This is a genomic window from Chryseobacterium sp. VD8, from assembly GCF_037149975.1.
Classification (GTDB): domain Bacteria; phylum Bacteroidota; class Bacteroidia; order Flavobacteriales; family Weeksellaceae; genus Chryseobacterium; species Chryseobacterium indicum.
In genome coordinates this window covers 1-24,673 of record NZ_JBBCQL010000045.1, presented here as the reverse complement: position 1 = coordinate 24,673, position 24,673 = coordinate 1, and the positions used below count along the sequence as shown (strand labels likewise).

At 34.9% G+C, this 24,673-nt stretch carries 26 protein-coding genes and 2 pseudogenes; 24 read left to right on the top strand and 4 right to left on the bottom strand.

Features of this window, described 5'->3' with window-relative positions:
• Nucleotides 1-135: 135 nt before the first annotated feature.
• The 11 genes from WFK35_RS07415 to WFK35_RS07365 all read left to right on the top strand — a co-directional run bounded on the left by WFK35_RS07415 (nt 136) and on the right by WFK35_RS07365 (nt 9,813).
• The gene (locus tag WFK35_RS07415) at nt 136-564 is read left to right on the top strand and encodes a DM13 domain-containing protein (RefSeq protein ID WP_336732088.1); all 429 of its coding nucleotides are present in this window, start codon (nt 136-138) and stop codon (nt 562-564) included.
• A complete protein-coding gene (locus tag WFK35_RS07410; protein WP_336732086.1) occupies nt 488-943 on the top strand; it encodes a DoxX family protein in 456 nt (151 codons plus the stop codon). Before WFK35_RS07415 ends, WFK35_RS07410 begins: the two co-directional genes overlap by 77 nt.
• Nucleotides 936-1,445, top strand: coding sequence for a DinB family protein (locus WFK35_RS07405; protein ID WP_336732084.1), 510 nt, complete (start codon nt 936-938; stop codon nt 1,443-1,445). Before WFK35_RS07410 ends, WFK35_RS07405 begins: the two co-directional genes overlap by 8 nt.
• Nucleotides 1,446-2,156: an NRDE family protein gene (locus WFK35_RS07400; protein ID WP_336732083.1), complete on the top strand. Its 711-nt coding sequence runs from the start codon at nt 1,446-1,448 to the stop codon at nt 2,154-2,156.
• The gene (locus WFK35_RS07395; protein WP_336732082.1) at nt 2,131-3,183 is read left to right on the top strand and encodes a D-alanine--D-alanine ligase; all 1,053 of its coding nucleotides are present in this window, start codon (nt 2,131-2,133) and stop codon (nt 3,181-3,183) included. The genes WFK35_RS07400 and WFK35_RS07395 overlap by 26 nt, the downstream gene beginning before the upstream one ends.
• 51 nt (nt 3,184-3,234) lie before the next feature.
• Entirely contained in the window at nt 3,235-5,310 is a 2,076-nt protein-coding gene (locus WFK35_RS07390) for a protein-disulfide reductase DsbD family protein (RefSeq protein ID WP_336732081.1), read from the top strand.
• Between the two features lie 1,227 nt (nt 5,311-6,537).
• A complete protein-coding gene (locus tag WFK35_RS07385; protein ID WP_336732079.1) occupies nt 6,538-7,068 on the top strand; it encodes a biopolymer transporter ExbD in 531 nt (176 codons plus the stop codon).
• 54 nt (nt 7,069-7,122) lie between these two features.
• Entirely contained in the window at nt 7,123-7,632 is a 510-nt protein-coding gene (locus tag WFK35_RS07380) for a hypothetical protein (RefSeq protein WP_235131733.1), read from the top strand.
• A gap of 75 nt (nt 7,633-7,707) precedes the next feature.
• A complete protein-coding gene (locus WFK35_RS07375; RefSeq protein ID WP_235131732.1) occupies nt 7,708-8,217 on the top strand; it encodes a hypothetical protein in 510 nt (169 codons plus the stop codon).
• A 17-nt stretch (nt 8,218-8,234) separates the two neighbouring features.
• Entirely contained in the window at nt 8,235-9,017 is a 783-nt protein-coding gene (locus WFK35_RS07370; protein WP_336732076.1) for an alpha/beta fold hydrolase, read from the top strand.
• Between the two features lies 1 nt (nt 9,018).
• Entirely contained in the window at nt 9,019-9,813 is a 795-nt protein-coding gene (locus WFK35_RS07365; RefSeq protein WP_336732075.1) for a patatin-like phospholipase family protein, read from the top strand.
• A 293-nt stretch (nt 9,814-10,106) separates the two neighbouring features.
• Here the strand turns inward: WFK35_RS07365 and WFK35_RS07360 are convergent, their stop codons facing one another.
• The gene (locus WFK35_RS07360; RefSeq protein WP_336732090.1) at nt 10,107-11,114 is read right to left on the bottom strand and encodes a DHH family phosphoesterase; all 1,008 of its coding nucleotides are present in this window, start codon (nt 11,112-11,114) and stop codon (nt 10,107-10,109) included.
• Nucleotides 11,115-11,350: 236 nt separating this feature from the next.
• Between WFK35_RS07360 and rpmH the strand changes: the two genes are divergently transcribed.
• Together rpmH and WFK35_RS07350 are read left to right on the top strand one after the other, a co-directional pair.
• On the top strand, nt 11,351-11,509 hold the full coding sequence (gene rpmH, locus WFK35_RS07355; protein ID WP_007843334.1) for a 50S ribosomal protein L34: 159 nt from the start codon (nt 11,351-11,353) through the stop codon (nt 11,507-11,509).
• A 153-nt stretch (nt 11,510-11,662) separates the two neighbouring features.
• Nucleotides 11,663-12,373: a cell division ATP-binding protein FtsE gene (locus tag WFK35_RS07350; RefSeq protein WP_214587411.1), complete on the top strand. Its 711-nt coding sequence runs from the start codon at nt 11,663-11,665 to the stop codon at nt 12,371-12,373.
• 135 nt (nt 12,374-12,508) lie between these two features.
• On the opposite strand, the gene WFK35_RS07345 is transcribed toward WFK35_RS07350, so the two are convergent.
• The 3 genes from WFK35_RS07345 to WFK35_RS07335 are packed head-to-tail and all read right to left on the bottom strand — an operon-like array spanning nt 12,509 to nt 15,246.
• Entirely contained in the window at nt 12,509-13,204 is a 696-nt protein-coding gene (locus WFK35_RS07345) for a tRNA1(Val) (adenine(37)-N6)-methyltransferase (RefSeq protein ID WP_336732073.1), read from the bottom strand.
• On the bottom strand, nt 13,204-14,658 hold the full coding sequence (locus WFK35_RS07340) for a sensor histidine kinase (RefSeq protein WP_336732071.1): 1,455 nt from the start codon (nt 14,656-14,658) through the stop codon (nt 13,204-13,206). Before WFK35_RS07340 ends, WFK35_RS07345 begins: the two co-directional genes overlap by 1 nt.
• A gap of 3 nt (nt 14,659-14,661) precedes the next feature.
• On the bottom strand, nt 14,662-15,246 hold the full coding sequence (locus WFK35_RS07335; RefSeq protein WP_336732069.1) for a riboflavin synthase: 585 nt from the start codon (nt 15,244-15,246) through the stop codon (nt 14,662-14,664).
• 49 nt (nt 15,247-15,295) lie between these two features.
• Between WFK35_RS07335 and pdxA the strand changes: the two genes are divergently transcribed.
• The 11 genes and pseudogenes from pdxA to WFK35_RS07280 all read left to right on the top strand — a co-directional run.
• Entirely contained in the window at nt 15,296-16,387 is a 1,092-nt protein-coding gene (pdxA, locus tag WFK35_RS07330; RefSeq protein WP_336732067.1) for a 4-hydroxythreonine-4-phosphate dehydrogenase PdxA, read from the top strand.
• A gap of 84 nt (nt 16,388-16,471) precedes the next feature.
• A complete protein-coding gene (locus tag WFK35_RS07325) occupies nt 16,472-16,996 on the top strand; it encodes a YceD family protein (RefSeq protein ID WP_214587416.1) in 525 nt (174 codons plus the stop codon).
• Between the two features lie 59 nt (nt 16,997-17,055).
• Nucleotides 17,056-17,259, top strand: coding sequence for a 50S ribosomal protein L32 (gene rpmF / locus WFK35_RS07320; RefSeq protein ID WP_076390581.1), 204 nt, complete (start codon nt 17,056-17,058; stop codon nt 17,257-17,259).
• Between the two features lie 127 nt (nt 17,260-17,386).
• Nucleotides 17,387-17,872 (top strand): acetyl-CoA carboxylase biotin carboxyl carrier protein, encoded by a 486-nt coding sequence (gene accB / locus WFK35_RS07315; protein WP_336732065.1) that lies wholly within the window; start codon nt 17,387-17,389, stop codon nt 17,870-17,872.
• Nucleotides 17,873-17,964: 92 nt separating this feature from the next.
• The gene (gene accC, locus WFK35_RS07310) at nt 17,965-19,320 is read left to right on the top strand and encodes an acetyl-CoA carboxylase biotin carboxylase subunit (RefSeq protein ID WP_214587417.1); all 1,356 of its coding nucleotides are present in this window, start codon (nt 17,965-17,967) and stop codon (nt 19,318-19,320) included.
• Between the two features lie 227 nt (nt 19,321-19,547).
• A complete protein-coding gene (gene rocD, locus WFK35_RS07305) occupies nt 19,548-20,789 on the top strand; it encodes an ornithine--oxo-acid transaminase (protein WP_336732063.1) in 1,242 nt (413 codons plus the stop codon).
• Nucleotides 20,790-20,796: 7 nt separating this feature from the next.
• Nucleotides 20,797-21,594 carry a DUF5672 family protein gene (locus WFK35_RS07300; RefSeq protein WP_336732061.1) on the top strand — a complete coding sequence of 266 codons (798 nt, stop codon included), beginning with the start codon at nt 20,797-20,799 and terminating at the stop codon, nt 21,592-21,594.
• Nucleotides 21,595-21,598: 4 nt separating this feature from the next.
• Complete coding sequence (locus WFK35_RS07295) at nt 21,599-22,624, top strand: hypothetical protein (protein WP_336732058.1); 1,026 nt, start codon at nt 21,599-21,601, stop codon at nt 22,622-22,624.
• Between the two features lies 1 nt (nt 22,625).
• Nucleotides 22,626-23,642 carry a hypothetical protein gene (locus tag WFK35_RS07290; RefSeq protein ID WP_336732056.1) on the top strand — a complete coding sequence of 339 codons (1,017 nt, stop codon included), beginning with the start codon at nt 22,626-22,628 and terminating at the stop codon, nt 23,640-23,642.
• Nucleotides 23,632-23,781 (top strand): annotated as a pseudogene (locus WFK35_RS07285) (NAD(P)-binding protein); the annotation flags it as partial. The gene WFK35_RS07290 and the pseudogene WFK35_RS07285, both read left to right, overlap by 11 nt.
• A 165-nt stretch (nt 23,782-23,946) precedes the next feature.
• Nucleotides 23,947-24,673: pseudogene (locus tag WFK35_RS07280) on the top strand (DUF4422 domain-containing protein); the annotation flags it as partial.

The window sequence follows — 24,673 nt, the reverse complement described above, 5'->3', positions numbered from 1 at the left end:
AAGTTATTGATGGCAAAACCTATCTCTTCTATAATAAGCTATTCAATAATACACTCAATTCCTGGAATAAAAACGAAGACAAACTTAAAAAACAGGCTGATCTCAACTGGAAAAAATTAACTACAAAATAAGACTATGAAAACATTTATTACATTACTATTATCATCCCTGTTTTTAGTTTCCTGCATCAGAGAAAATACTTCTACGGAAGACTTGATGGAAATGGCTCCCGAAAATTCGGTCTTAAAATATTCCGGAAATTTTATGCAGGGTCCTTATGGAAATAATGTGAACGGAAAAGCAGAAATCTACGAGAAAAATGGAACGTATACTTTAGTTTTCGATGATAAATTCACAGTAAGCAATGGTCCGGATCTATACGTTTATGTAAGCAAAGAGCAGCAACCTTCGCAATTTGTTTCTTTAGGTAAACTGAAATCTGTGAACGGCGGACAAACCTATACTTTTACGAGTTCCGTAAACTTCGATGAGTACAAATACGCAGTCGTTCATTGCCAACAATACAATCATCTGTTTTCTTACGCTTTACTGGAGAAAAAATAACATTACAAATATGAAAAACTACATCAATTGGGCATTAAGATTAATTCCCGCCATTATTTTACTGCAGACTTTATTTTTCAAATTTACAGCACATCCGGATTCTGTTGCTATTTTTTCAAAACTTCACGCTGAACCTTTCGGAAGGATTTTTTCAGGAGTATTGGAACTCATTACGGCATTCTTAATTCTGAATCCGAAAACGACTTTTTGGGGAGCCGTTCTGGGACTGGTAACGATGATTGGAGCAATTGCTTCACACATTTTCATTCTGGGAATCGATACCAATAACGATGGCGGAAAATTGTTTTACCTTGCACTTACCGTTTTTGTTTTCTGTGTGATTCTTTTAATTAAATTTAAAAAAGGAAAGTATGAATAAAGACCAATCGGTTTATAAGATCTTACACGAGATCCTTACCGAACAACAGAATTTACTGAGAAAAGTTTCGGCAAAAATGTACACTCAGAGTATTCCTTCTCTGGACGGTTCTACCATTGGCGGTCACACAAGACATATTATTGAGTTTCTGGAAATTTTACGGAACTCTTACCATACGAATCAGATTAACTATGACGAAAGACAGAGAAATCCGGAACTGGAACAGAATCCCGAAAAGGCGATAGAAATTATTTCCGAAATACTTTTCAGCATTAATTTACCCAACAAAAATTTGACAATGCATCAAACCGTGGGAACTATTTCTTTGGAAATTCCGACCAATTTCTTTCGGGAAATTTTGTATAATATTGAGCATTGCATCCATCATCAGGCGTTGATAAAAGTGGCTTTTAACGAAATTAAAATGAGTCATCTTCTCAACAAAAATTTCGGAATTGCCCCTTCAACAATTCAATACAGAGAAACCCAAAATTTAAACTAAATGTGTACTGTAACGTATTTTCCGCTTAAAAATAAAATTGTTCTGACTTCCAACAGGGACGAGAAACCCAATCGTTCTGCACAGGAAATTCATCGTGAGAAAGGTATCTTTTATCCGAAAGATGCCACCAAAAATGGAACTTGGTTTGCGGTTTCAGAAAACGGAAATGTCCTCATTTTATTAAACGGTGCTTTTGAAAATCATCCGGTAAAAACAAATTACCGGAAAAGCCGTGGACTGATTGTTTTGGATCTGATAGCGGAAGAAGATATTTTCGAGTCAATAGAATTAATTGATTTGGAAAACATTGAACCTTTTACGCTGGTCATTTTTCAGGAAAAACAATTGGCAGAATTTCGCTGGAACGGAACCGAAAAACATTTTAAAAGATTAGACGCTCATCTTCCGTACATTTGGTCTTCCGCAACTTTGTACGATGCAAAAGCACAGGAAAAAAGAAGGGAAATTTTCAAAGAATTTCTGCAAACCAAGCCGATTTCCGAAGAAGATATTTTAGATTTCCACCATCAGAAAACCGATGATCTGGAAAACGGAATTACCATCAAAAGGCAAAATACGATACAAACCATCAGTACGACGCAGCTCGTTATTTCCGATGAAATGACACTGAAACATTACGACCGACTGAACCCAGATTCAAAACCCGAAAAAATTTTCCTCAAAAATGAAGCTCAAACATCGCATTCATAAAATTGCACATTGGGAATACTGGTCTACTTTTTCCATTTACCTGCCGCTTTTTCCGGTTTGGCTGTACTGTGCATATAAAGCAAAAACGCTTTTGTTCTTCCACGGAGCGAATCCTTCTATAAAATATGGGGGAATGGCAATGGAAAGTAAAAAAGAAATCTACGATCTGATTCCCGAAAACTGGATTCCGAAAACGGTTTTTGTGTCTTCAGAAATTTCATTTAACGAAATTTTATCTGAATTAAAATCACAAACCATCAATTTCCCCGTTATTGTAAAACCCAATATCGGATTGAAAGGTTTGGGCGTTGTTCAGGTGGAAAATGTAAACGAACTGGAAGATTATCAAAAAAATAATGACTGTGATTTTTTAATTCAGGAAAAGATAAATTATCAGCATGAAGTCGGGATTTTTTACCACCGTTTTCCAGACGAAAAAAAAGGAAAGATCACAGGAATGGTAAAAAAAGAATTTCTTTCCGTAAAAGGAAACGGCAGAAAAACCTTGAGAGAACTGGTGATGGAAAATCCCAGAAGTGCGTTCCAGATCAAAGCTATAGAACAGAAAATGGGAAGCGAAATGCAGAAAACAGTTCCTGAAAACGAAGAAATTATTCTGATCCCGTTCGGAAGCCATACGAGAGGTGCAAAATTTATTGATATTTCATCTGAAGTTACAGAAAAATTAGAACAAAAAATAAATGAAATCTGTACCAAAGTCAACGGTTTTTACTTCGGGAGATTAGATGTAATGTTTGAAAATCTGGAACTTTTAAAAAACGGAGAAAACTTTAAAATCATCGAAATAAACGGTGCTAAAAGTGAACCAACGCATATGTACGATCCGAAACACTCCTTATTTTTTGCATGGAAAGAAATTGCAAAACACTGGAACATCATGGCAGAAATCAGCAGAAAAAACCACGAAACAGGATTTCCTTATCTGGATATCAAAGAGGGATTTTCTGCGCTGAAAAACAATCTTGCCATAGAAAAAAGGCTGAGGAAGATTTCTTCGGTTGATTAATCTGCAAAAAACAGTTACTTTTGTAGTAAAGTATTTACATAAAATTACAATATGAAATTCTCTTCGATTTATAAAATTCCGTTGCTGCTTTTCTTTTTTATTACGCTTGCAGTTTCGGGACAAATCAAAAATCCTGTAAAATTTAAATTTACCATCAACGAATTGGGCGACAACCAATACGAAGCCGTCCTGAATGCCACGATGGAAAGCGGTTGGCATATTTACTCCAAAGACATTCCGGAAGATACGGGAATTCCTACTGATTATAAAGTTTCAGGAAAAAACATCGAACTGATCGGGAAATTTACCGAAGTGGGTAAAAAGCATGAAGAATTTTCTGAGGCTTTCGGCGGAAAAATTATTTTCTACTCCAATACCGCAGGTTTCAAGCAGAAATTTAAGCTGAAAGACGGAACAAAACCAGGAGATGTTGTTGCTGAAATTACGTATCAGACCTGTGACGACAGAGTCTGTCTTGCTCCCAATACGCTGGAATTCAACAAACAGGTTACGCCAAAAGGTGCGGCTGAAGAAATAAAAACCGATGAAAAAACAGCGGCAAAAGATTCTTTGCAGCCAGTTGTGGATACGTTGGGTAATGTTGTTCAACCTGCTGTTCCAACTGCAGAAACCCAAAAACTTGATCCTAAAAATTTAAAAATAGAATCCATTAATTTCCAGAAACCATTAACGGACTGCGGAACAGGATCATCAAAAATCAGCGAAAACTACTGGACCTATCTGCTGTTAGGATTTATCGGAGGTTTAATTGCCTTGTTAACGCCGTGCGTTTTCCCGATGATTCCTTTAACGGTTTCGTTCTTCACCAAAGGAAATAAAAATCCGGCAAAAGGAAAAAGAGATGCTTTGATCTATGGGTTTTTCATTCTTTTGATCTTTGTTTTATTAAGTGTTCCTTTCCATTTAATTGATGGAATTGCAGGAAATATTTTCAATGAAATTTCAACCAATGTCTGGCTGAATATTGCGTTCTTCATCATTTTTATTTTCTTCGCGGGAAGTTTCTTCGGCTATTATGATATTACTTTGCCAAGTTCTATTGCCAATAAATCTTCAAAAGCGGAAGAAGCGGGTGGAATTATCGGAATTTTCTTTATGGCTTTAACGCTGGTTATCGTTTCTTTCTCGTGTACAGGTCCTATTTTGGGAAGTTTACTAGGAAGCGCGATTACGGGTTCTGCTAATGTTCCGATGCTGCTTACTTTTGCTTTGGCAGGATTCGGATTGGCTTGGGCAATCGTTTTCGGTTTGCTGGCTTTATTTCCGCAGGCATTGCAAAGTCTTCCGAAATCAGGAGGATGGATGAATACGGTGAAAGTTGTTTTAGGTTTCGTGGAACTGGCTCTTGCTTTAAAATTCTTATCCAAAGCAGATTTGGTTTCTAAAACGTTTTTCATTAAAAGAGAACTTTTCATCGGAATCTGGATCGTTGTAGCGATTGGTTTAGCCATTTATTTATTTGGATTAATCAAATTCCCGCATGACGACAAGAAACCGAAAATTTCTGTTACCAGAAAAATTTTAGGGATTTTAGGAATTGGTTTTGTGGTGTATCTCGTTCAGGGATTAATTCCTTCTGACAGACCAAAACTGCAATTATTAAGCGGAATTTTACCTCCGTTAAATGTAAGTTATTTCCATGACGAAAAAGACGGAATTCTGGGAATGCATCCTGAACACGATTTCTTTACCGCCATTGAATTAGCGAAAAAAGAAGGCAAACCGATCTTAATTGATTTCACGGGTTACGGATGTGAAAACTGCCGGAAAATGGAAGAATTTGTGTGGAGCGAACCGGATATTTTACCGATCCTTCAAAACGACGTTGTTCTGGCTTCTCTTTATGTGGATGATAAAGAAGAACTTCCTGAAGATCAGAAAACAAAAATTGATCTTGGTGACGGACAGGTGAAAAAAGTAAAAACGATCGGTGACCGATGGAGTCTTTTCCAGCAGGTGAATTTCAATAATAATTCCCAGCCGCATTATGTTTTATTAACGCCGGACGGAAAAGTAATCAACACACCGGTTTCAGGATATATGGAGAAAGAAAAATTCAAAAAATTCCTTGAATGTGGGGTAAATTATTATAAACAGAATAAATAATATATTCAATTCTCATAAATCAGCCTTATCAGTTTTTCTGGTGAGGCTTTTTTAATACTTTTTTTTAAATAATCTAATTTGGATGAGTTTCATTTAAACGCGACGATCACAAGATTTAATATAACTATGTTTTTATTTTTGGTTCGCAAGGACACTTCGTTCAGCGAATGATAGCACAAACCCTTCGCTTAGTAAAACGCACTTGCTTTCAAGTTATTCAAAAACTTTCCAAGCGTTGCGTTTAAATGAAAGTTGCCATTATTTAAAATGAGATAATCACAAAAAAACACGATTGATATAGATAATTATTAAACGCAACGACCACAAGATTTAATACAACTATGTTTTTATTTTTGGTTCGCAAGGGCACTTTGTTCAGCAAATGATAGCACAGTGCCATGGCTGAGTGAAACGCCCTTGCGAACGGAAAAGTATTTTCAAGTTATTCAAAAACTTTCCGAGCATTGCGTTTAAACGAACTTACCATGATTAAAAAATCAGGGAGGTTTAATATAGTTTTGCTTTTTTATTTTTGGTTCGCAAGACACTTCGTTCAGCGAATGATAGCATAAAGCCATCGCTGAGTGAAACGCCCTTACTTTCAAGTTATTCAAAAACTTTCCGAACATTGCGTTTAAATGAAATTCATCCTTATTCAAAAATCAGGGAGGTTTAATATAGTTTTGCTTTTTTATTTTTGGTTCGCAAGACACTTCGTTCAGCGAATGATAGCATAAAGCCATCGCTGAGTGAAACGCCCTTACTTTCAAGTTATTCAAAAACTTTCCGAACATTGCGTTTAAATGAAATTCATCCTTATTCAAAAATCAGTGAGATTTAATATAACTATGCTTTTTTATTTTTGGTTCGAAAGGGCACTTCTTTCAGCAAGTGATAACATAAAGCCATCGCTGAGTGAAACGTCCTTACTTTCAAGTTATTCAAAAATTTTCCGAGCGTTGCGTTTAAATGAAAGTTATCCTGATTAAAAAATCAGGTAGTCATAAATCAAATATTTATTATAAAACCTTTTATCAATGTTTTCTGCTGACAGAACATTTTTAATTCATTGATTTTTAAACATATTTAAATTCAAACTAACAATTAAAATGTTAAATTAATACCATTTTTAAAATTTAGGTATAAACTTTGTATTGATTCAAAAACAAAAATAGAGATACAATACTCTTTATTGAAAATTGTTTAACATTTTAAAAACTATTAATTATGGCTGAAGTTATTGCACAAGAGAAGCAGGGAGGAAGCAAACAAAGAAAAAAACTGATCCGCGTAGACATGACTCCAATGGTAGACTTGGGATTTTTACTCATCACCTTTTTTATGTTTACCACGAATTTTACAAAACCTAATGTGATGGATTTAGGATTGCCGGCGAAAGATCATGATCGTAAAACAATAATTGATGATTTCGTTATTGATACAAAAAATCAAATCACTTTTATTTTAGGAAAGAACAATCGAGTTTTTTATCATCAAAGTTATAAGGAAGAATTAAATAAAAATAATTTAAAAGAAACAAATTTTAGCGGAATTAATATCACTAAAATTATTTCTGAAGCCTACAATAACGCTCCAAACAAGGGAAAATTCACCATTATCGTTGAACCTACAGACGACGCAAACTATAAAAACTTTGTAGATGTTCTGGATAACATCGCTATTTCGAAAAAAGAACGATACGGAGTTACCGACATTAAACCTTGGGAAAAGAAAGTTTACGAAGAATTAACCAAATAAAATAAGAAGGGCATTTTTAAAATGCTCTTTTTTATTTATAAATTTCTTTTAAAAATGATTAAAAAAGCAATATTCATAATTCTCTGCTCTACCGTATTTTTAAATGCTCAAATAAAAGATACTGTAGAACATCATAATCTTTCTTTACACTTTAATAAACACAATGATCTTTATAAAGTTATAAACACACAGAACAATAAAGAGTTTAATGGTTGGGGATGGTATGAAAATGAAGAATCTTATAAAACATTTAATTATTATTTCCATAACAGATTAGTATACCGCGACATTCGGGATCTTAATAATAAAATCATCCGCAGAGAATATCCTTTAAAAAATCAAAACAAATTGACAGTACATGAATTCTATGAAAACAATACGAGCCTGATTAAAAAGAAATATTCCATTAGTTTTATTTTTAATGATGAAGATATGCTTGAAAAGAAAAATGGAGAATATTGTGAATATTATAAGAATGGAAAAATAAAAACAAAAGGTCAATACAAAGACGATAAAAAGACAGGTAAATGGACTTCTTTTGATGAAAATGGAAAAATGCTTTAATTAGTCAATACACTGAATCGATTTTAAACTTAGTCTTGTATTTTTTATTTACTTTTGAGTATAATTTATTCATTAATGAAAAACTTTTTAACCGCAGTTGTTTTAGCCGCTTTTGCTATTTCATGCTCCAAAAAAGAAGCAACTTCTACTTCCGATAAGACCGACAGTACAAAAATCATCGATTCGATTAACACGGCGAGAACAAAAATCAACGACAGCATAAAATCCAAAAATCATTTTAAAGATTTCAGCGGATCTCATAAATTCACCCATAATTCAATTAAAAATTCAGGTTCTGTAAATTTCAAAAAAATTGATGGTGAAAGAGACCATTACGACGTTTCAGGAAATATCAGCTCCGGAAAAAACACCGTAGAAATAAAAGGATTTATGGCAGTTGTTTCAGACAAACACATGAATTTTACAGGAGAAATTACAGAAAGTATTTCAGCAAACGACAACGGAAAACCTTATACCAGAAAAGGAACAAAAACTTTCATGTCTAAGGACGGCGGAAAAACATATCGACTTCAGGATATGGTAAATGGTTCGGGATTTGTTGAATATATTGACATTCACTTTTAATTTTTAATTACTGAAATATGTTAAACTTCGAGAGAAAAGGAAACGGAAAAGAAACTTTGGTTCTGCTTCACGGCTTTATGGAAAATCTTTCTATATGGAGCGATATGGAACCTCATCTTTCCGACAATTTTTCATTGTTAAAAATAGATCTTCCCGGTCATGGACAATCCGAAATCATTGCGGAAGTTCAGACAATGGAACTGATGGCGGAAGAGGTAAAAAAAGTTTTGGATCATGAAAATATAACCAAAATTCACTTACTCGGACATTCGATGGGAGGGTACGTTTCTCTGGCTTTCGCAGAAAAACATCCTGAATACCTGAAAAGTTTAACTTTATTTTTCTCCACGTATTTTCCGGATGATGCTGAAAAGAAAGAACAACGCATCAAAAGTTACCGCATCATCAAAGATGCTTTCGCGCATTACGCAAGAGCGGGAGTTCCGAACCTGTTCAATCCGAACGAAAAAGACATTCTGGAAGGAAAAATAGAAACCGCACTGGAAGTTGCCCTTTCTACGAATAATCTTGGAGCATTGGCTTCCGTAAAAGGAATGGTGGAACGGACGGACAAAAAGCATATTATGGAAAATCTTGAGGCAAAAATTTTGATTCTTGCCGGAAAACATGACAACGCGGTGAAAACCGAAACCATGATTAAATATCTTCCCGACCGCACCAACATTAAATCCTACATTCTCGATTGCGGACACAACGGACATTGGGAAAAGCCTGTAATCTGCGCAGAGATCATCAATACGGAGCTTCTTCACAATATGCCGAAACATTTGGTCTTTTAGTATGCTGGATTTTTTCTCTTTCAAAAAAAAGAAACCCGTCATCGGTCTGACTCTTTCAGGCGGAGGAATGCGCGGAATTGCTCACATTGCGGTTTTAAAGGCTTTGGAAGAGTATGATCTGAAACCGGATATTATTTCAGGAACCAGTGCAGGATCTATTGTAGGAGCGTTTTATTCTTTCGGAAAATCTCCGGATGAAATGATGGAAATTGTAAAACAGACTACTTTTTTTTCGAGGTCTTACCTTAAACTTTCCAAGAACGGAATTTTCAGCTCGAAATTTATTCTGAAACTCTTCACCGATCATTTTCCGGAAGATGATTTTAACATTTTAAAAATTCCTTTGTATGTTGCCGCCACTGAAATGACGCACGGAATTGTAGATTTTTTCTCGGAAGGTAAACTTTTCATCCCGTTATTGGCTTCTTCAAGCGTTCCTTTTGTTTTGCCTCCGGTGAAAATTGGCGAAAAAATTTATGTAGACGGCGGTGTTTTAGACAATCTTCCGATTGAACCGATTGTAGACAAATGCGATTTCCTGATTGCTTCCCACGTGAATTCTATCAGTTATGACAGCCTTGAAAGAATGAGCTTAATGAAGGAATTTGACCGGATTTTACATTTGGCCATCGCAAAATCCGTGTATTCCAAAGCCAAGACCTGTGATATTTTTCTGGATCCTCCGAAGATGACGAAATTCAGTCTTTTCAACAAAAAATTCTTAGATATTATGTTTCAGGAAGTTTATGAATACACTTGTAAAGAGCTTGAGGAAAAGGGATATTCGAGGAGTTAGAGTTGAGGGTTTGAGGGTTTTGGAGTTTTAGAGTTATAGCGTTGAGAGTTTTTAGAATGTGAGTGAGTGTTATTGCGGACAGACTGAAGGCCTGCAAATGTAGTTTAGGAGCGAAGAAGCCATCTCTTCAAAAGAAGATTTAAATTCTGCGTTGATTATTTTTCAGGAATTTAAAATCAATAAAATCCAGATTATTCACCCGAGTTTATTTCTTTCTGAATGAAAAATATATGCAGCTTTCTCAGCCTAAACCTTAAACTTAACCTCAATCTCAGCCTAAACCTAAATCAAACTTACAAACTCTCCTCTCCTTCTATTTTCACTTTAAATGTTTCAATAGTTCCCTGCAAAGATTCGTAAGATTTTCCTCCGGCTGCATTGATGTGACCTCCCCCATTGAAATATTTTCTTGAGAATTGATTCACATCCATATCATCCTTACTTCTGAAAGAAATTTTAATAAAATCTTCATATAGATCTTCCATAAAGAATGCTGCCATTTTTACGCCTAAAATACTCAGACCGTAATTAACGAAACCTTCCGTATCGCCTTTTTGGAAGCCATATTCCTTCAGTTCTTCCCTTGTTAAATAAAGAACAGCTACTTTTTCGTCTTTTACCACTTCTATTCTTCCTAAAATCAGGGCTAATAAATGAAGACGGGAAACGGTATTCGTATCCCATGTATTGGAAGTAATCATTGCAGGATCTGCTCCGTGTTCGATAAGATTGGCAATAATTCTGTGCGTGGTTGCACTTGTAGAACGGAATCTGAAACCTCCTGTATCCGTCATAATTCCGGTATAAAGACATTCTGCAATATCGTTATTCACAAGATTTTCATCATTCATCGCTTCTATGAAATGATACACCATCTGACAGGTCGCAGGAATTACGGTATCGGAATAAACAAAATCGAACTTTTCAGGCTGTTGATGATGGTCGATAAGAATCTTTTTCGCTCTGGAATTCGTAAGCCAGTCTCCCAAAATCCCAATTCTGGAAGGCGCATTGAAATCCAGACAGAAAATAACATCTGCTTCATAAATAAGATCAGAAGCTAATTTTCTTTTGTAGTCTGCAATCAGCACTTTTTTTGCTTCCGGCATCCATTTCAGAAACTTCGGAAAATCGTTAGGAACGATAACCTCTGCATGAATTCCTTTTGCTTTCAGATAATGTTTTAAACCAAGGCTGGAACCAATAGCATCGCCATCCGGATTATAATGGGTAAGAATTACAATTTTATGTTCCGGAGTAAGTAATTTGTTGATTTCTAAAAGTTCTGCTGGTGTAAACATCATGATGTTTATTTTTTCTTTAAATTTGAGTTTCCAAAGATAGAGCTTTTAAACAAATCATTGTGCATTATTTTATAATATCGGGAAAGTACGCATCCCGTCGGCATTTGCAAAGAATGCATGAAAAAACAGTGTAATTTTTTTAAAAAAAGATTTGTAAAGTTTGCAACTTTTAAAAAATTCCATATCTTTGCAACCTGAAAATTAATAGATAATTACGATTTAAACATATAGTAATGAGTAAAAGAACATTCCAGCCATCAGAAAGAAAAAGAAGAAACAAACACGGTTTCAGAGAAAGAATGTCTACGCCAAATGGAAGAAGAGTTTTGGCTGCGAGAAGAGCTAAAGGCAGAAAGAGTTTAACTGTAAGTGCTTCACGCGCTAAGAGATAATCTTTTTATTATCATATACAAATCATGCTTGAAAAGTAGTTTTTCAGGCATTTTTTGTTGTTAAATTTTCCCAAAATTTAGGTTATTTATTCTTCTTTTTCCTATTTTTAAAATCTGAAAAAATTTTAAGAAAAAGTACTTTAAAACTGAATTATGCCACATACAAATATCGCCGGAGACAATATCATCAGCTTACAGCACGCGAAGATTGCCCAAAAAAACTTCACGGTTCTTTCTGATGTGAATCTGAACATCAAAAAAGGAAGATTCTGCTATCTTATCGGGAAAACAGGTTCCGGGAAAAGTTCACTGCTGAAAACTTTGTACGGGCATATTCCTTTAGCTTCCGGACACGGTGCAGTGGTAGGTTTTGATCTTGCCAAACTGAGAGCTTCGGACGTTCCCAACCTGAGAAGAAAATTAGGAATTGTTTTTCAGGATTTCCAATTGCTTTCTGACAGAACGGTTGAAAAAAACCTGAAATTCGTACTGGAAGCAACAGGATGGAGCGATAAGACAAAAATGGAAGACCGCATTAACGAAGTTCTTGGCAGCGTAAATATGAAAAGTAAGAAGCACAAAATGCCGCACGAACTTTCAGGAGGAGAACAACAGCGTATTGCCATCGCAAGAGCGCTTCTTAATCATCCGGATCTTATTCTTGCAGATGAGCCTACAGGAAACCTTGACCCTGAAACTTCCAATGAAATCATGACTTTACTGAAGCAGGTTGCCCTTGAAAACGGAGCGGCTGTTGTTATGGCAACACACGATTATCATATGATCCAGAATTTCCCGGGTGAAGCCATAAGATGTGAAGATGGAAAAGTTTCCGTGCTTGATACAGCGGAATTATTTGAATAAAATTTAATCCTTAAGGACATTTAAGAAGTTAAATTTCTTTAAAAAATCGATTAAATTTAAATTATTGATTTCAAAATAAGGATTACTTAATATTCTTAACTCCCTAACAAACAGCTTAATGGTTAAAAATAGGTTTTATTTTCTAAAAACATGAAACTCTTTGGTGAGTTCAAGATATTGGTCCGAGTATTGTCTCGGACTTTTTTCTATGGTAAATTCGAGTTCTTCGTACGATTGCTGGTTTAAAGAAAATTCAAGAATCAGTCTTTTTGTTTTTGAGTTTTCAATGCCTTTAATGTTGATTTTTTTAACCAAAAATAACTGATTTTCATTCGCAATCTGAATAAAAGCGTTTCCGGCTTCAACAGGAATAATGACTGAAAATATTCCTTTTTCAGTTAGCAAAGAAGACGATTTTGAAATGAGCTGTCGGAAATTCAATTCAACGGTCTGCCTTGCGATTTTATCTTTTTCTGAGTCGGAAATTTCAAAATACGGCGGATTGGAAACAATGAGATCAAATTTTTCTTCGGATTCAAAATATTTAAAATCCTGATGAATATTTTCTAATCTTAAAGCAAAAGGTGAATTTTGAAAATTAAGTTTAGTGAGATGTGCCGCTTCTTCATTAATATCAATTCCTAAAAATTGTGCATTCTGATTTCTCTGCGACAGCATCATGGAAATCAAACCTGTTCCTGTTCCGACTTCCAACACTTTGGAAGCATTATCAACATCAGCTAAAGCACCCAGCAAAACACCGTCTGTTCCTACTCGAAAGACGTTTTTAGACTGCTGAATTTCAAATTGCCTGAATGTAAAAGGTTTCACTATAAATTAGTCGGTAATGTGATGGTAAATGTCGATCCCTTTCCGACTTCGGATTTTACGGTAATTTCTCCTTTATAATCTTCCACCATTTTTCTTACCATGGAAAGACCAAGTCCCATTCCGCTGTTTTTTGAGGTGAAATTCGGCTCAAAAATCCTTTCGTAAATATTTTCCGGAATTCCGATTCCGTTGTCCTGAACAGAGATCATTACACGCCTTTGATGTTGTTCCAGATCTACATTGATGATTAATTTTCGCTCTTCACTTTCCGCCTGTCTTGCATTCGTTACAAGATTGGTAATGATTCTGGACAAATAGATTCTGTCCATATTAATCATGATATTGCTTTTATTGGAATGCATGAAAATACTGTCATCATTAAAAACACGAAGAATATCTTCCACCTCAGTATTCAGATTGATGATTTCATTGTTTTTTTCAGGCAGTTTGGCAAATTCCGAGAATGCAGAAGCTACGGTGGCAATCAAATCGATCTGATCCACCATCGTTTTGCTCATCTGCTTTACTCTTTCTCTGATATTCGGATCTTCAGGATCAAATTTTCTTTCAAAATTCTGAATGGTCAATTTCATCGGTGTTAAAGGATTTTTTACCTCATGCGCAACCTGTTTTGCCATTTCTCTCCATGCTTCTTCCGAAGCTTTAAAACGAAGCCTCTCTTTCTGATCCTGAATCTGGAGAATCATTCTGTTATATGCTCTTGCCAAAGCATTCAGTTCGTCGTTTTTATAGTAACGGATCGGACGCATTTCGTTTTCAAACAATGTAATGCGGGTAATCATATCCGAGAATTTCGTAATATTTTTTGCTAAACTGTTAGACATCACCCAGCTAAACCACACACTGAACAAAATCAATAAAACATCTACAAGAACAATATACTTTACATAAACGTTTAAGACATCAAAATAAGCCGCTTCATCATGATAAAGCGGAATGTATACGATCCCTATAGGTTCAAAATCATTATTCCTCAATAATAAATACGAGGAAGTAAGTACTGCATCTTTTTTAGCATCATAGCCTTTGATATCAACCCTTGCTTTGGTAGATAAAATACGGTTGAGAATATTTAAAGGAACGGGTTTTTTATACTCTGAATTTTCCTCCGCACTGGAAAGAAGATAATTTCCCTTTAAATCATAAACAGCAACAGGATGCTTATTAATATCAGAAATCTCATAGATTTTATTGCCAAGAACCTCAGGAAGATCTTTGGTTTGAGTATGTTTCATACTTACAGCATAATCCAGATAACCCATTACGGCACCCGTCTTATTCTGCATATCAATCTCACTCTGTTTCTCATAATTTTCTTTCAAAACAAAGTAAGGCACCAGCGAAGAAGCGACAACACTTAAAAGGCAAACCAACAGGAAACCGAAAAAAACCCGGTTCCTTAAGCTATATCCTTTATACACATTAATTGACATCCGCTATTTTTTAATTAACCTAGCAATATACTTACCAATTATATCAAATTCCAGATTAACTTTATCCCCTATTTTTAGATATTTCATATTTGTGAATTCCCATGTATACGGAATGATCGCTACAGAAAACTCCGTATCTTCACTTTTTGCCACGGTTAAACTTATTCCGTTTACTGTAATTGAGCCCTGCGGAACAGTTACAAAACTACCATTATCTTCATACTTAATCGTGATAAAATAACTTCCGTCTTTATTCTCAATATTCACTACTTCTCCGGTTTTATCTACGTGTCCCTGAACAATATGCCCGTCCAGTCTTCCGTCCATTTTCATGCAGCGTTCAAGGTTCACCACGGTTCCTTCCTGCCATTTTCCAAGATTTGTTTTTTCTAAAGTTTCATTAATGGCGGTTACCACATAACGGTCTCCATCGATTTTCACAACCGTAAGACAACATCCGTTGTGTGCAAGACTCTGGTCTATTTTCAATTCGTTGGTAAACGGGCATGTTAAGGTAAAATCTATATTGCTTCCGTTTTCTTCGATCTTCTCAATTACTCCAACTGCTTCAATAATTCCTGTGAACATATTATTTTTTGCTAAATTTGTAAAATTATAATGTTCAAAGATAATCAAAATGAGCCCAAAAAACCATAAAGTACGAGTAGGAATTTCAATCGGAGATTTCAACGGCATCGGTCCCGAAATCATCATGAAATCTCTTTCAGACAAAACCATTACGGATTTTTTCACTCCTGTAATTTTTGGTTCGGGAAAATTATTTACCTATCAGAAAAATATTTTTAAGTTAAATTTAAATTTTAACTACATCAACGAAGCTTCACAGGCACATGCAGGAAAACTGAATATGGTAAATCTGGTGAAGGAAAATTCGATGGTAGAACTGGGAACACCTACGGAAGAATCTACCAAAATGGCAATCGATTCTCTGGAAGCGGCTACCGAAGCTTTACTGAAAGGGGAAATCGATGTTTTGGTTACAGCACCCATCAATAAAGATGAAATGGTAAAAATGGGCTTTAAGCATGCAGGTCACACAGGATATTTTGAAGAGAAATTCAATAAAAAAGGATTGATGTTTCTGGTAACGGAAGATCTGAAGGTGGCAGTTTCAACGCATCATATTCCGATTGCACAGGTTGCGGAGAATATTTCCAAGGAAAAAATTAAAAAACAGATTAAGGTTTTAAACCAGACTTTAATTGAAGATTTTAATATTACCAGACCTAAAATTGCTGTTCTGGGCTTAAATCCTCACGCTGGAGACGGCGGAGTGATCGGAAAAGAAGAAATTGAAGTTATTGCTCCGGCAATCAAAGAACTTTCCGATAATGGAGTTCTTGCTTTCGGACCTTTTCCGGCAGACAGTTTTTTCCAGCCCGGAAAATACAAGAACTTCGATGCTGTTTTAGCCATGTATCATGATCAGGGACTGGCTCCGTTCAAAACGCTGGCTTATGAAGAAGGAGTAAATTATACCGCAGGACTTCCCTTCATCAGAACATCTCCGGATCATGGAACAGCTTATGATATTGCAGGAAAAAATGTTGCTGATGCACAAAGTTTTACGGAAGCTATTTTCACTGCCATTAAAATTTTCAGAAACAGAACGGAATACAATGAGCTGATGAGCAATCGTCTGCAGCCAAGAAAAATTGCAGTAGACAACGGAATAGATGAAGATCTGCCGGAGGAAACTGAAGGATAAATCTTTAATAAAGATTTTAAATTAATTTGTTAGAAATTTTATTTGTTATTATAAAAAAATTGCATATTTTTGCACACTCATTTTATGGACAAGTTAAGAAACTATGACGTAAGCTTTTCCGGGTTAAAAACCGGCAAGCACGAGTTCAGGTTTGAGATAGATAAAGAGTTCTTTCAATTATTTGACACTGAACAGGAATTTACAGATCCTAAAATTACAGTGGATGTTTTATTAGACAAGCATTCTACTTTTTTAGAATTTGAGATCAAGGTAAAGGGAACAGTAGAACTGGTTTGTGATATTTCGAATGAAAATTTCGATCATCCTATCGAAAACCAGATCAAAGTTTTGGTAAAGTTTGGCGAAGAGTATGATGACAGTGAAGAAGACGTAATCACCATTCCGACTTCAGATCATGCATTTAACATCGCACAACTGATTTACGAAAACGTAGCTCTTTCCATTCCGATGAAAAAGATTTCTCCGAATGTAAGTGATGATGATCTTGCCATTCTGGAAAAGTTCAGTCCAAAAGAAAGTCAGGAAGAGGAAGAACATGAAAGCGATCCGAGATGGGACGCACTGAAAAATTTGAAGAATAAAAATTAAATAGTTTAATGATGAGATGATGAATCTCATCGCTCATCAATTAAAAAAGTTATTACAAAATGGCACATCCAAAGAGAAGACAGTCGTCTACAAGAAGAGATAAGAGAAGAACTCACTACAAAGCTGTAGTTCCTCAATTAGCTAAAGATGCAACAACAGGAGAGCTTCACCTATACCACAGAGCTCACTGGCATGAAGGAAAACTTTACTATAGAGGTAAAGTTGTATTGGAAAAAGAAGTAGCATCTACTGAAGAAAACTAAGAGTCACTTTTCCTCGAAAAACACTCATTTTAATACAAAAACCGCCCAATTTTGATAAAATTTGGCGGTTTTTTGTTGTTTTTTATGTTTTTTTGGTATCTTTGGAACAAAATCAAATATCAATTTTATGGACATTAAAGACATCCAAAATCTTATTAAGTTTGTATCTAAGGCAGAAGTTTCTGAAGTAAAATACAAAACTAAAGATTTCGAAATCACTATTAAAACTCCATTGGCTGGAAGCGAAGTTGCTTATGCTCAACCTGCGGTTTACCACACAGCTCCTCAACAAGTAGCGGCTGCTCCTGCACCGGCTGTAACTCCTGCTGCTGCACCTGCTGCAAGTACAGAAGCTGCATCTGATGACAGCAAATACGTGACCATTAAGTCTCCAATGATCGGAACTTTCTACAGAAAGCCATCTCCGGATAAAGACGTGTTCGTAAATGTTGGTGATGAGGTTTCTAACGGAAAAGTAGTTTGCGTTATCGAGGCAATGAAGTTATTCAACCAGATCGAATCTGAGGTAAGCGGAAAAATCGTTAAAATCTTAGTAGACGATGCGACACCTGTAGAATACGACCAACCTTTATTCTTAGTAGATCCATCTTAAGGAATTTTAGATTAAAGATTATAAATTTTAGATGAAGCTTTTCATTTAAAATAATTTAAAATTCAAAATTTATAATTTAAAATTTCGGAGAGATGTTCAAAAAAATATTAATAGCCAATCGTGGCGAAATTGCAATGCGTATTTTACGTACTTGTAAAGAAATGGGAATTAAGACCGTTGCGGTATATTCTACTGCGGACAAAGACAGTCTTCACGTAAGATTTGCTGATGAAGCGGTTTGTATCGGTCCGGCAATGAGTAAAGATTCCTACCTAAAAATTCCTAACATTATTGCTGCTGCGGAAATTACAAACGCAGACGCAATTCACCCAGGTTACGGTTTCTTATCTGAAAACGCTAACTTCTCCAGAATCTGCCAGAAGAACGGTATTAAATTCATCGGTGCGACTCCTGAACAAATTGAAAAAATGGGAGACAAAGCAAACGCTAAGGCAACCATGAAAGCTGCAGGGGTACCTTGCGTACCGGGTTCAGACGGTTTGATCGAGTCTTATGAGATCGCTGCTAAAACTGCTGAGGAAATTGGTTATCCGGTGATGATTAAAGCAACTGCAGGTGGGGGCGGAAAAGGAATGAGAGCTGTTTGGAAAGCGGAAGACCTTAAAGACCATTGGGAATCTGCGATTCAGGAAGCTGTAGCGGCATTCGGAAACGGAGGAATGTACATGGAAAAACTGATCGAAGAGCCAAGACATATCGAAATTCAGGTTGCGGGAGACCAGTTTGGTAAAGCTTGTCACCTTTCTGAAAGAGACTGTTCGGTTCAGAGAAGAAATCAGAAACTTACGGAAGAAACTCCTTCTCCTTTCATGACGGACGAACTTCGTGAAAAAATGGGAGAAGCGGCTGTAAAAGCTGCAGAATTTATTGGATATGAAGGTGTGGGAACTATCGAATTCCTTGTAGACAAGCACAGAAATTTCTATTTCATGGAAATGAATACAAGAATTCAGGTAGAGCACCCTATCACCGAGCAGGTTATTGATTATGACCTGATCAGAGAGCAGATCCTTCTGGCTGCAGGAACTCCGATTTCAGGAATCAATTATTATCCGAAATTGCATTCAATTGAGTGCAGAATTAATGCGGAAGATCCTTACATGGATTTCAGACCTTCTCCGGGGAAAATCACAGGATTAAATATTCCTGGAGGACACGGAGTGAGAGTGGATACGCACGTTTATTCAGGATATACAATCCCGTCTAACTATGACTCTATGATTGCAAAACTAATCACAACGGCTCAGACGCGTGAAGAAGCTATTGCAAAAATGAGAAGAGCACTGGAGGAATTCTACATTGAGGGTGTAAAAACAACAATTCCTTTCCACAGACAACTGATGGATAATGAGGATTACCTTTCAGGAAACTATACTACAAAATTCATGGAGGATTTTGTGATGGACAGAAAATATGATAATCACTAAGATTGATCATTTAAAAATATTTGAACCGCCTCATTTTTTGGGGCGGTTTTTTAATAACATCAAAACGAAAAGATATTTAAACTGTAATTGATAAGTGATTGAAATAATAATTTCCAAAACATTCTGTTCTGTCATTAAAATGTACTTTTCCCACGAAATTTTTCAGTAGAAGATTTCTGTTTATTCATATCAATTATAATGTTTAAATTTGTACAAAACCTAAATTTATGTCAACAGTAGAAACAGTAAAAGACTCACAATATTTCATTGATCTTGAAGACCGACACGGAGCCCATAACTACCACCCTCTTCCGGTTGTTTTAGATAAGGGAGAAGGTGTTTTTGTCTGGGATGTGGAAGGAAAGAAATACTACGATTTCCTTTCTGCCTATTCTGCTGTGAACCAAGGTCATTCTCATCCGAAAATTGTAGGAGCTTTGGTTGAGCAGGCTCAGAAACTGGCTTTAACGTCAAGAGCTTTTTACAATTCGAAATTGGGGGAATACGAAAAAAAGATTACTACCCTATTTGGTTTTGATAAAGTTTTACCGATGAATTCCGGTGCTGAAGCAGTGGAAACGGCGGTAAAATTAGCCAGAAAATGGAGTTATGAAGTAAAAGGGATTTCTGAAAATGCTGCAAAAATTGTAGTTTGTGAAAATAATTTTCATGGAAGAACCACAACGATTGTTTCGTTCTCTAATGATCCTGATGCGAACCAGAATTACGGCCCGTTTACTCCAGGATTTATTAAAATTCCTTACAACGACCTTGAAGCTTTAGAAGAAGTTTTGAACAGAGAAGCAGGAAATATTGCGGCATTTTTGGTAGAACCTATTCAGGGTGAAGCCGGGGTATATGTTCCGAATGACGGATTTTTAAAGAATGCTTCTGAGTTGTGTAAAAAGCATAATATTCTTTTTATTGCCGATGAAGTTCAGACAGGAATAGCAAGAACAGGAAGGTTAATCGCCTGTCATCACGAAGATGTACAACCCGATATTCTAATTTTAGGAAAGGCTCTTTCCGGCGGAATGTATCCTGTTTCAGCGGTTTTAGCGGATAATGAGATCATGAATGTGATTAAACCGGGACAGCACGGCTCTACGTTTGGAGGAAACCCAATTGCTTGTGCAGTAGCTGTTGCCGCTTTAGATGTTGTTGAAGAAGAAAAGCTTTCTGAAAGAGCGGAAGAACTGGGAAAATTATTCCGTTCTGAAGTTGAAAAGATTATTGAAAAAACAGACCTCATTACAAAGGTTAGAGGAAAAGGGTTGCTGAATGCTATTTTAATTAACGATACTCCGGAAAGTTCCACTGCATGGAATCTTTGTCTGAAGCTAAAAGAAAACGGACTTCTTGCAAAACCGACTCACGGAAATATCATCCGTTTGGCACCGCCTTTGGTGATCACAGAAGAGCAATTGCTGGATTGCGTGAAAATTATTGAAAAAACTATTTTAGAATAGACCTATTTTGGTAGAAATTATTATTCCGATATACAAAAAAACACCTGATGCAGATGATTTGATTTCAATAAATCAGGCATTCCATGTTTTAAAAAATCACAAAATTACCTTTATTCATCCCAAAAGTTTGGATGTGAGCAATTATGAAACGTTCACTTCCAGATTTTTGGCGTTTGACGATGTTTATTTTAAAAATATCCATGGTTACAACCGTCTTATGCTTAGTGTAGATTTCTACAACAGCTTTTCGGAAAAATATTTACTAATTTACCAGACCGACTGTTTCGTGTTTAAAGACGAGCTTCTGGAGTGGTGCAAGAAAGATTTTGATTATATCGGTGCTCCCTGGATCAGAAGTTCTGAGAAGATACCAATTGCGAAATTAGTAGTAGAAAGAATTTTGGTCAAGACAAAATCGGCCATTAATTACAGAAAGAAAGGGAAATATCAAAAAGACAAATCCTTATTATATAATGAAGTCGGAAATGGAGGACTTTCTTTACGGAAACGTGAAAAATTTGTGGAAATACTTGAGAAAATTCCGCATGTTGTTAAAATCTATCTAAATCCCAAACACACAGGTAAATTTTATGCTGAAGATGTATTTTTCAGTATAGAACCTCAAAGAAACGGCATTAGTTTTTTAAAACCACATTACAAGCAGGCATGTCTATTTTCAATAGAAAACAAACAGGAAAAAGCTATGAAAATAAATCAAGGTAAACTTCCTTTCGGCTGCCATCGGTGGACAAAAGAAAAGAATTTTTGGAGAGAAATTTTTAAAGAATTTAATGTTGAAATATAATGATATGATGAAAAAAGAATTTTCAGGTAAATCTATAATAATTGCAGTTCCTGATCATTTTGGTCTTCCTGAAAGATTTAAAGATAATTTAGAAGCGCTTGGATTTAATGTATTAGTAATTCCTGATACTGTAAAAGTAAAAATAGGCATTCTTAATACAATCATCCATGCTTATAAAAAGATATTTTTAGGTGATAAAACTTTTAAAAACAGAAAAAAAGCTGAACGGAAATTAGAGAGACAAATATTAACTCTTAATAATTATAATTTAAAATCATATGATTATGCTTTGGTAATCAGACCTGATCTTTTTAGTTCTGAGCTTATATCTGAAGTAAAGAAAAGAGCGAATTTAATTTCTGCTTATCAATGGGACGGTTTAGACAGATTCCCTTTGGTGTATGAAAGAATAGACTCTTTTGACCGCTTTTTTGTATTTGATGTTAATGATCTTGAAAAGAATACCAGACTTCTTCCCCTGACTAATTTTTATTTCGACGATATTAAATTAAGAGATAAAAAATTTGATGTATATTTTGTAGGTACATACATGAGAAATCGAATCGATTTACTTATAAAACTTGCAAGAAAGTTTCAAGATATGGGGCTCAAAACTTCCTTAAATTTAAATATTACTTCCAAGGATAAAGCTAAAAAATTCATTAATGAGCCTGTAACAATAATTGATAAGCCTATGCTCTTTAAAGATAATATTATTAATGTGTCTCAATCCGAAGTCATTCTCGATTTTGCAAATGATATCCATTATGGTATTTCTATGAGAACTTTCGAAGCGATAGGTTACAGAAAAAAATTAATCACAAATAATCCTTTAGTAAAAAAATATGATTTTTATAATCCAAACAATATTTTTGTGATTGAAGATGATAATATTGATGGTCTTGAATTATTTATATCCACTCCTTATATTGATCTACCTAAAGAAATTATAGTTAAATATAGTTTTACAAATTGGCTTAAATACGTTTTGGATATTCATCCATATTTACCAATAAATCTACAATCTTAACATGATAAAAATATCTAATAATAGTATTTTTTATATAGTCTGCCCTGCAAATTATGCAAGTGGAGGACCGGAAGATCTTCATCAAATGGGATTAGCATTAATGCAAAGCGGGAAGAAAGTTTTCATGCATTATCTGAATTACGATGCAGAAAAAAACTCTTCTCCTGTACATAAAGAATATGAGCATTATCAAATTCCCTATACATTTTCTATAGAAAATTCCTCACAAAATATCATGATATTCCCAGAGACATTTTCAATATTTATCTGGGAAAAAAAATATTCAAAAATTCAAAAAATAATCTGGTGGCTAAGTGTTTCTAACTTTTTCACCTCCCTTAAAGCCTGGGAAGAAAATTTCAAAGAAAATCCGCCAAAACTAAAACACAGATTATTAGGAAGAATAAAGCTTCCTACAATCGAAAATGTTAAAAAAGCAAAGATTCATCATTTAGCACATTCCCATTTCTCAGTTGATTTTTTACAAAAAAATAAAATAGAAGCAATAGGCAAAATTTCAGGTTATATGGAAGATATGTTTCTTACAGGCAAAAGCTATATTTCCCAGAAAAAAGATATTGTTACATATAATGCTGTTAAAAATAAAGATTTTCTCGATAAAATAAGAAAACTAACTCCAGAAATCAATTGGCTTCCAATGATTAATATGACACTGGATGAAGTTGCAGACTGCATGATATCTGCAAAAGTATATGTAGACTTCGGTCATCATCCGGGACGAGAAAAGATGCCTAGAGAAGCATGCTTACTAGACTGCTGTCTTATTATAGGTAAAGAGGGCTCCGCCTTTTTTAAACAGGATGTCCCCATCAAAGATGAATATCATTTTGATAAGACTGAAGAAAACATACCTTTGATTATTGAAAAAATAAAAGACTGTATTGCTAATTACGATTCCAAAATAAAAGATTTTTCGGATTATAAACATGATCTTTTACAAGAAAAGATTATATTCCAAAAAAATATAAATGAAATATTCGCAATAAATGAAATATGATTATTTAATAGTAGGAGCAGGTCTTTTCGGAAGTATATTTGCTTATGAAGCCCGGAAAAGAAATAAAAAATGTCTGATTATTGATAAACGTAATCATAAAGGAGGCAATATCTATTGTGAAAATATAAAGGGTATTAATCCATAAGCATATGTCCTTTAAAATAACAGGAAACTCAAAAAGAAATTGAAAAAATATAAAGCTATACAGAAAATGTAATTTTCGGAAGATATCTTGCGGAATTTCATTACTATGATATGCACAAGATTGTAGGCTCAGCTTTAGCCAAAGTTAAAAAGGAATTCAATGAATACTAAAATAATCGTTGCCACTCACAAAGAAAAAGCATTACTTAATAATGAAATGTTTTCACCTATTCAGGTAAATGCTAAAGTTAGTGATTATACTATTGACTCAACTTATTTATCCGATAATACATTAGATAACATTTCTGAGAAAAACTATACATTTAATGAATTAACAGCATTATATTGGGCTTGGAAAAATCTAAAAAAACCAGCTATTTTCGGGTTAATGCACTATCGGAGATATTTGGATATCAATTATAAAAAAAGATTATTTAAAAAAGAACCACAAAACATTCTTGAATCTATAAAAAAAAATGATTTCAGATTAAAAAAGCTACTTGATGCAAAAGAAACAGAAAAAAATATCATAAGACAGCTGAAAAAATATGATTTTCTGATTCCACGCCCTGCAGTATGCAGTATAGATGGAATTATAACTTCAATTGAAAATGATTATAAACATAATCATAATCCTGAAGATTGGGATATTTGTATGGATATTATTCGGAAAAAATTTCCAGATTATGCTGAAAGTAGCACAGAACATCTTGAAAATGGCAGTAATCTTTATATTGGAAATATGTTTATTACAAGATAGGAGCTTATAAACGATTACTGCAATTGGCTTTTTACGATTCTATTTGAAACAGAGCAAAAAATAACCTTTAGTGATGATCCTTATCAAAGAAGAGTCATCGGTTTTTTATCCGAGAGACTTTTCACCC

Bases quoted from the DNA above. Each gene is read 5' to 3' on its own strand.
- rpmF (WP_076390581.1), top strand. From the start codon at position 17,056: ATGGCACATCCAAAGAGAAGACAGTCGTCTACAAGAAGAGATAAGAGA.
- WFK35_RS07390 (WP_336732081.1), top strand. From the start codon at position 3,235: ATGAAATTCTCTTCGATTTATAAAATTCCGTTGCTGCTTTTCTTTTTT.
- WFK35_RS07360 (WP_336732090.1), bottom strand. From the start codon at position 11,114: ATGTTTACACCAGCAGAACTTTTAGAAATCAACAAATTACTTACTCCG.
- WFK35_RS07405 (WP_336732084.1), top strand. From the start codon at position 936: ATGAATAAAGACCAATCGGTTTATAAGATCTTACACGAGATCCTTACC.
- WFK35_RS07350 (WP_214587411.1), top strand. From the start codon at position 11,663: ATGCCACATACAAATATCGCCGGAGACAATATCATCAGCTTACAGCAC.
- rpmH (WP_007843334.1), top strand. From the start codon at position 11,351: ATGAGTAAAAGAACATTCCAGCCATCAGAAAGAAAAAGAAGAAACAAA.
- WFK35_RS07335 (WP_336732069.1), bottom strand. From the start codon at position 15,246: ATGTTCACAGGAATTATTGAAGCAGTTGGAGTAATTGAGAAGATCGAA.
- WFK35_RS07375 (WP_235131732.1), top strand. From the start codon at position 7,708: ATGAAAAACTTTTTAACCGCAGTTGTTTTAGCCGCTTTTGCTATTTCA.
- WFK35_RS07385 (WP_336732079.1), top strand. From the start codon at position 6,538: ATGGCTGAAGTTATTGCACAAGAGAAGCAGGGAGGAAGCAAACAAAGA.
- WFK35_RS07290 (WP_336732056.1), top strand. From the start codon at position 22,626: ATGATAAAAATATCTAATAATAGTATTTTTTATATAGTCTGCCCTGCA.
- pdxA (WP_336732067.1), top strand. From the start codon at position 15,296: ATGAGCCCAAAAAACCATAAAGTACGAGTAGGAATTTCAATCGGAGAT.
- WFK35_RS07370 (WP_336732076.1), top strand. From the start codon at position 8,235: ATGTTAAACTTCGAGAGAAAAGGAAACGGAAAAGAAACTTTGGTTCTG.
- WFK35_RS07325 (WP_214587416.1), top strand. From the start codon at position 16,472: ATGGACAAGTTAAGAAACTATGACGTAAGCTTTTCCGGGTTAAAAACC.
- WFK35_RS07395 (WP_336732082.1), top strand. From the start codon at position 2,131: ATGAAGCTCAAACATCGCATTCATAAAATTGCACATTGGGAATACTGG.
- WFK35_RS07380 (WP_235131733.1), top strand. From the start codon at position 7,123: ATGATTAAAAAAGCAATATTCATAATTCTCTGCTCTACCGTATTTTTA.
- WFK35_RS07295 (WP_336732058.1), top strand. From the start codon at position 21,599: ATGATGAAAAAAGAATTTTCAGGTAAATCTATAATAATTGCAGTTCCT.
- accC (WP_214587417.1), top strand. From the start codon at position 17,965: ATGTTCAAAAAAATATTAATAGCCAATCGTGGCGAAATTGCAATGCGT.
- accB (WP_336732065.1), top strand. From the start codon at position 17,387: ATGGACATTAAAGACATCCAAAATCTTATTAAGTTTGTATCTAAGGCA.
- WFK35_RS07415 (WP_336732088.1), top strand. From the start codon at position 136: ATGAAAACATTTATTACATTACTATTATCATCCCTGTTTTTAGTTTCC.
- WFK35_RS07340 (WP_336732071.1), bottom strand. From the start codon at position 14,658: ATGTCAATTAATGTGTATAAAGGATATAGCTTAAGGAACCGGGTTTTT.
- WFK35_RS07400 (WP_336732083.1), top strand. From the start codon at position 1,446: ATGTGTACTGTAACGTATTTTCCGCTTAAAAATAAAATTGTTCTGACT.
- WFK35_RS07410 (WP_336732086.1), top strand. From the start codon at position 488: ATGAGTACAAATACGCAGTCGTTCATTGCCAACAATACAATCATCTGT.
- WFK35_RS07365 (WP_336732075.1), top strand. From the start codon at position 9,019: ATGCTGGATTTTTTCTCTTTCAAAAAAAAGAAACCCGTCATCGGTCTG.
- rocD (WP_336732063.1), top strand. From the start codon at position 19,548: ATGTCAACAGTAGAAACAGTAAAAGACTCACAATATTTCATTGATCTT.